4 protein-coding genes, 1 tRNA gene and 1 pseudogene are annotated in these 6,631 nt (G+C 45.8%); 1 reads left to right on the forward strand and 5 read right to left on the reverse strand.

Annotation, left to right across the window (positions count from 1 at the left end; genetic code table 11):
• The 4 genes from E2B99_RS06110 to rnr form a co-directional block, all read right to left on the reverse strand.
• Complete coding sequence (locus E2B99_RS06110; protein WP_134244067.1) at positions 1 to 2,124, reverse strand: RelA/SpoT family protein; 2,124 nt, start codon at positions 2,122 to 2,124, stop codon at positions 1 to 3.
• 226 nt (positions 2,125 to 2,350) lie between these two features.
• Positions 2,351 to 2,626: a DNA-directed RNA polymerase subunit omega gene (gene rpoZ / locus E2B99_RS06115; protein ID WP_026471552.1), complete on the reverse strand. Its 276-nt coding sequence runs from the start codon at positions 2,624 to 2,626 to the stop codon at positions 2,351 to 2,353.
• A gap of 77 nt (positions 2,627 to 2,703) precedes the next feature.
• Entirely contained in the window at positions 2,704 to 3,459 is a 756-nt protein-coding gene (locus E2B99_RS06120) for an SIMPL domain-containing protein (RefSeq protein ID WP_134244068.1), read from the reverse strand.
• Between the two features lie 15 nt (positions 3,460 to 3,474).
• Positions 3,475 to 5,835, reverse strand: a complete 2,361-nt coding sequence (gene rnr / locus E2B99_RS06125) for a ribonuclease R (RefSeq protein ID WP_134244069.1) — start codon at positions 5,833 to 5,835, stop codon at positions 3,475 to 3,477.
• A gap of 261 nt (positions 5,836 to 6,096) precedes the next feature.
• Between rnr and E2B99_RS06130 the strand changes: the two genes are divergently transcribed.
• Positions 6,097 to 6,181: transfer RNA gene (locus tag E2B99_RS06130), tRNA-Leu, on the forward strand.
• A 342-nt stretch (positions 6,182 to 6,523) separates the two neighbouring features.
• Here the strand turns inward: E2B99_RS06130 and E2B99_RS06135 are convergent.
• A pseudogene (locus tag E2B99_RS06135) lies at positions 6,524 to 6,631 on the reverse strand (IS5/IS1182 family transposase); the annotation flags it as partial.

A 6,631-nucleotide genomic window follows, 5' to 3' on the forward strand; every position in this document is an offset into this window, starting at 1 on the left:
TCAAGCTAAAGAATCTTGTTTGGCTGAGTATTCACGTTCGCGAATATTAAAGGCACTATCTAAACGGGTCAGGCTGGGAAAGTCCAGTAAAATACGTAATTCACGAATCAGGTGTGCCAGATGGTCACGATCACGGACAATCAGAGATAGATAAGTTTTTTCATCATCGCTGGTCATTTGCTCAAGGCCAGCCTCAAACTGCCGGATTTTATAGATAATTTCGGTTGTTTGCTCATCATCCAGTTTTTCATCTATGCATAGATAGGCTGGAAAACGGGCATCAGCCTCATCACATTCTTGCCAGTTCAAGGGAATAATATTTTCCGGGTGCTGCTGGTTCTCATGTAACAGGTTACTACAGCGTGCGCGGTGAACAATCAAGCCGCGACGGGTGAGATGGCCACGGATGGGATCATCCAGAATCGGAGTGCAGCAGTTGGCATAGCGTACATCAATGCCTTCTGTACCCCGAATAAGCTGACTGGAGGTAATCAACGTCTGCTGGTTCTGGTCGGCAAACAACCGTGAAGCAACCAGTTGGGGAAGCAAATCACCAATGGCAATTTGTTCAAACAACTGTTCTTTAGTATTTACATGCCGCCACGTGAGCAAGTTTTGCCAATCCTGAGTACTCAGATCAGTCAAACTGTGATGGTAGAGTTTAAGCGCACGATTTAACGCTTGCTGGCCAACCAGACGCTGCTCTTCGATATCCTGATCGCGCAAGATATTTTGAATGGAACGGCGGGCTTTTTGGGTATTGACGAAGCTTAGCCATTCAGGATTAGGGGTTGCCAGCACATCAGTAATAATTTCAACCACTTCACCACTATTGAGCGGCGTGCTTAAAGGCTTGATGATGCCATCAATCTTGGCACCAATTGCATGGTTACCCAGAAACAAGCTGGCCGCATAGGCAAAATCAACCGCTGTTGCCCCGCGTGGCAGTTCATGAATATCGCCATCTGGTGTGGATACCAGAATTTTTTCGCGGTGCAAGTAATCCAGCAACGAGTTTAAGGTGGTTTTGGCACAGTCGCGATCAATCAATTCGCTAAGATTGGTTAAGGACGCCTGAATGGCCGAGCGGCTAGCCTGTGGTGCGGATTCACCCAGCACTACGCCAAGGCGCGCCGCTTCGCGCATACGGGGGGTTTGTAGCATTAAGTCCAGTGTGGTAACTTCACCGCGCAACGACAGCTCCAGCGCCTGATTGCCGCCAGGCAGGGGGTTGCGGATATGATCTGCCAGTTTCAGCACATGATAATGCTGCTTGAGGTAAGCAGCGAGTTGATCGCAGGCAGCCACAGTTTCTAACACAATGTCAAAAGCATGAATATGAATGAGTGAATTTAAATCGGTTTTATTTTTAAAGAAACGTTGGAAGAGTTGAATGTTATTGTCTTTTTCTTCAAGTGTGCCGTTAAGGCCAAGGGTTTTAATGATTTTATCAAGGCGTTCTGCCCAGACTTTCTGGTAAGTACTACGTTGGGTACGGGTGGTTTGTAAGGCGGTCTGAATGCGGTTAAACAGGGCAGGATCAAGATTTTCATAACATAACAGTTCAAGCTGGTCGGCGATGTCATTCATTCCCACCAGCCGCGCCATGGGCACAAAAATGTCATAGGTTTCCTGTGCAATCCGCTGCCTTTTTTCCGGGCGCAAGGCATCCAGCGTTGACATGTTATGCAGGCGATCAGCCAGCTTAATAATAATGACCCGTGGATCATGCAGGGTGGCTAACAGAATTTTACGAAATGAAGCAGCCTTATTGTCCTGCTTATCCTTGGAAATGGTGAGCTTGGTCACGCCATCCACCAGTTCTGCAACCTTGGCACCAAACTGTTTGGCAATTTCTGTTTTACTGATTGGTGTGTCTTCAATCACATCATGCAGTAACGCTGCCATAAGGCTGTCGGCATCCAGATGCATGTTACCCAGAATACAGGCCACCGCAATGGGATGCAAAATATAGGGTTCGCCACTTTTGCGAATAACACCGTTATGGGCATCGTTGGCAAAATCGCAGGCAGCAATGATCTGCTGAATTTGTTCAGCATTTAAATAGGCTGCCAGAATGTTGGCAAGTTGTTGCTGGGCATGACGAATAACGTCGCCTTGCATAGGCATGATTCCTAAATCAATACGGGCCTGGACGAATAAGCTCTACGTTAACCCTCTAATGAAAAGCAAAACGCAGGTCTTGTCAATTGATTATTTGGCTTTTTATGCTAAGGACAGCATAAAAATTAAAAAAGCCTGACTTGAAACAAATCAGGCTTTTTTAATGACAGCAAGCAGTCGCACTTGCCGTTAACATTGAACATCAGAAGCTGACAGTAAAACTGATTTAAAAGCTAAAGTTGTCCAGATTCAGGGCAGGAGCCAGTGCCAGATCAAGGCTGGAAGGTTGCAGCGCGTCATCTTTTTGCTTGAGGATGTCACGGCTAACATGACCTTCAGCAATTTCACGCAGTGCCATAACAGTTGGCTTGTCGTTATCCCAAGGCAAGGTTGGCTCACTGATACCACGTGCCAATTGACGTGCACGTTTAGCAGCAACCAGAACCAGTTCAAAACGGTTGTCTACTGCACTCAGGCAGTCTTCTACAGTTACGCGTGCCATTATGGTTCTCGCTTGCGATTAAGGTAAGGATTTGGAAAGACCGAAAATTATACGGCTAATATGTATTTAACTCAAGGTTATTTCAGTTGCACACTGCCAGTTGCCTCAACAATAATTTGACTTTGTCCTGCCTGCATCGGCGCAGGTGCAGAAGCAGTTGCGGCGGCGTCGCCCATAGCGGATTGATAGATAATGGGTTGAGTAGATTGAGTATTACTTAAAATTTTAAATCGGACCAATTCATAGTTAGATGAATGCCAAGCCTGTTGAGCAATAGTTGCTCTTTGCTGGAATATTTTAGAGACTTCGGTAATCAATTGATTTTCAACCTGCTTACGCTGTTGGGTAGAAACCTGAAATTTTAACGACTGCAACATGAGTTGATCCTGCAAAATACCCAGCAGCTCACTGACTGATTTTAAATCAGTGCTTTTAAGAATGATTTCAGCATGCGTCGTCCATCCGGTAATCCGTTGCCTCTGATTATAAATGGGCGAGGTATTTTGCTGGCCTGAACTGATCTTTACGCTTGGATATTTTTTGGCAATAGCAAAAGCGGTATTTAATTTTTGTTGAATCAGCTGATTGAGTTGCTGTGGATTGCCTGCCTGTTGCTGCGTATAAAGAATGGCAACGGCCTCATCATTATTCACTTCATGCCATGCCTGAGCTTGCAGTTCAATAATACGGTGTTCCGGTTGCGTAGGAGAGGTGCAACTACTTAAAGTTAGACCTAGGCTAATAGGTAAAACAACCAAAAATAAATTATGAAATTTTAAGCGCATAGGAGGATGGCTCACTAAATGATAAGTTGCCGCCATGTAAAATTGCATGACGGCTTTAATCCTTTATTCTTTGGATTTAGGTTTTGCGTTGGATTTCTTGGCTTTCTTCCGAGGTTTTCTGGTTTTCTTTGACTTTTCAGCAGGGTCAAGCTTAGAGGGCTTGCCACCCTTCGCTGGCTTGCCTGTCGTTTTCTTTTTGCTGCTAGAATTGACCTCATCCGCAATTTGGGTACGGGGCGCCTTCTGGCGTACAGCACGACCCTGCGCGGTTAACTGCTTGACCAGTCCAAAGTCAATTTTGCGCTCTTCCAGATGGACAGCCATCACTTTTATGCGGACTTGATCCCCCAAACTAAAGCGCTGGCCATTGTGCTGACCCACCAGACTCTGGCTAATAGCATCATAAACAAAATAATCCTCACCCAGCTGGCTGATATGCAGCATGCCGTCAACATATAGCTCAGTAAGGGTAACAAACAAACCAAAGTCGGTCACTGAGGTAATGGTGCCATCAAATTCTTCACCAATATGTTGTTCCATATAGTGACACTTGAGCCAGCTCATCACACTGCGTGAGGCTTCATCGGCACGACGCTCGGTTTGCGAATAATGCTCACCGGCCGTTGCCAGTGCCTGACCTTCAAGCTCACTGGGCTTTTGCTTTAAGAACGCCTTAATGGCACGATGCAGCAGCAAATCCGGATAGCGGCGAATCGGCGAGGTAAAGTGCGTATACGCATCATAGGCCAAGCCATAATGCCCCAGGTTTTTAGAGCCATAATAGGCTTGCATCATGGAACGCAACAGCACGGCATGAATACTGGTGGCATCCACCCGATCTTTGGTTTTTTCAATGATGTATTGATAGTCGCTCTGGGTCGGTTTTTCAGGAAAATCAAACCCTAGCAGGCGCACATAATCCCGCACTTTTTGCACACGAGTGGCTTCAGGCGCTTCATGGTTGCGATATAGGATCGGCAAGTCATTTTTAAGCGCAAAATCCGAGGCACACACGTTGGCCAGCAACATGCATTCCTCAATCAGGCGATGCGCATCATTACGGCTACGTGGCAGAATCTGCTGAATGGCGCCCAGTTCATCAAATGTCATGTAGGTTTCAATGGTTTCAAATTCCATTGCACCGCGTTCCTGACGAACAGTCAGCAGGGTTTGAAACAACTGGAACAACACATTAAGTGACTTGCGTACTGCGGCTTTGTCTGGCACCGCATCCGTCTGTCCATTTAAGTACGATGCTACCTGATTATAAGTCAGGCGCGCTTGCGAATGCATGACGGATGGGTAAAACTCATAACCAGTAACGCGGCCCTGCCGTGACAGCTTGATGTCACACACCATGCATAGGCGGTCAACCTCTGGTTTTAATGAGCATAGGCCATTGGATAATGCTTCTGGCAGCATGGGAATTACATGGTTGGGAAAATAAACCGACGTACCCCGATCCTGTGCTTCATCATCCAGTGCTGTACCAACCTTCACATAATGGCTAACGTCTGCAATGGCAACCACCAGCCGATAACCACCGCCGGCGCGTTTTTCAGCATATACGGCATCGTCAAAGTCGCGCGCATCTTCACCATCAATAGTAACCAGCGGCAGATCCCGTAAATCGATACGATCTTTACGGTCACGCGCGCCGGGTTCACTGAATTTTGCAGTTTCAGCTAAAACTTCATCGCTAAATTCAAAGGGCAGATCAAAGTCCAGAATGGTTGCCGGAATAATAAGCTGGCTATCAGCCTTGTCGGCCAGATTGGCAATGATATGACCATTGGCAAATTCTTCACGGGTTGGCCACTCATCAATGGCAATTTGGGTGGAATCACCAGGCTTTAACCCGGCATTGGCAATTTGCTCCGGCTCTAGGGCAATGGGCTGGTGACCATTCGGCTGGGCAGGCTGCACAAAATAGTCGCCTTCATGCTCGACCACTTTACCAATTAGCTCACGCTGCTGGTGTTCAACCACCTCGACAATATAGCCAGTCATGCGACCACGGCGGTCTGTACCATTCTGGCGTACTTTGACAATATCGCCATTAAACACCAGTCGCATTTCACGCTCAGGCAGGAAAATATCCATCTGGCCGTCCAGCACCACAAAGCCAAAACCCTTGGCATTGGTTTGTACGCGGCCAATCAGGAGGTCTTCATCAGTGGCCACCCGGTAAAGTGGCGGATAACCGGCAGAGCGAATTAATTGTCCATCACGTACCATTGCGGTCAGACGGCGGCTTAATGCCTCAATGGCATCAGGTTGGTCTAGCTGGTATTCTTCAACCAGCTCTGCATGCGACAGGCCATCCTTGCGCGATTCAATCGTAGTTTGAATCAGGGTACGGCTGGGAATCGGGGAGTCGTAGCGTTCAGCTTCGCGTGCGGCATCAGGGTCTTGCCAATTCATAGGTTCTCTTTTATACGCTTTAATGACGAAAATCAGTTCACCTTGCTACCATACACTAAAATTGATAATTCAAGATGACAAGTTGCAGTTTGTTGTATTCATGCTGAATTTGTAGGTGCAAGCTGGTTTTATATGGGGTTTAAACTTCTTAATGCAAGATTTGGTTAAATTTAAGGCAAACCATTACTTATTAGCTCAAGCTTTAAGCAGAGTGACTTGACGATGCACTAAATTATTCCTAATATAACGCACCTACTGCATGCGGATGTGGCGGAATTGGTAGACGCGCTAGTTTCAGGTATTAGTGTCGCAAGACGTGGAGGTTCAAGTCCTCTCATCCGCACCAAATTTGATTCCCAGTGAATCTGCAAAAAGCCTTGATGCCATACATCAAGGCTTTTTTGTTGCCCCAAAGTTTATTACTGCCAATTTTAGGCATAACCGATTTGTAATCTAGAGGCTTAACTATTCTTATTTATTAAAAAATTATACTGGTTAATAATAAAAATTAATCTCTTGGTCAAGCTGAATAAAAGCCAGTGAGGCTTAGTATGTACTTTGAGATTACTTCTGCTTAATACAGCCTCAATAAACAGTGAATGGCCAGCATATTATTTGTCTTTAAAAAATGGGTTTTTAAAACACAGGCACCCAATAGATAAATGTGCCAATAGACCTCTTTCATAAATCATTTTTTGCTCAGTTCCAAGTTGTAGATTCCAGCGATTAAATTGAATCTCAAACCAAGCCTTTTACCTCTATTTCGATAACGCTCAGCAAAGATTTTGAAGGTTTT

The organism is Alkanindiges illinoisensis (assembly GCF_004377485.1).
GTDB classification, from domain to species: domain Bacteria; phylum Pseudomonadota; class Gammaproteobacteria; order Pseudomonadales; family Moraxellaceae; genus Alkanindiges; species Alkanindiges illinoisensis_A.

Coding starts and splice junctions, on each gene's coding strand:
- E2B99_RS06110 (WP_134244067.1), bottom strand. CDS start 2,124: ATGCAAGGCGACGTTATTCGTCATGCCCAGCAACAACTTGCCAACATT.
- rpoZ (WP_026471552.1), bottom strand. CDS start 2,626: ATGGCACGCGTAACTGTAGAAGACTGCCTGAGTGCAGTAGACAACCGT.
- E2B99_RS06120 (WP_134244068.1), bottom strand. CDS start 3,459: ATGCAATTTTACATGGCGGCAACTTATCATTTAGTGAGCCATCCTCCT.
- rnr (WP_134244069.1), bottom strand. CDS start 5,835: ATGAATTGGCAAGACCCTGATGCCGCACGCGAAGCTGAACGCTACGAC.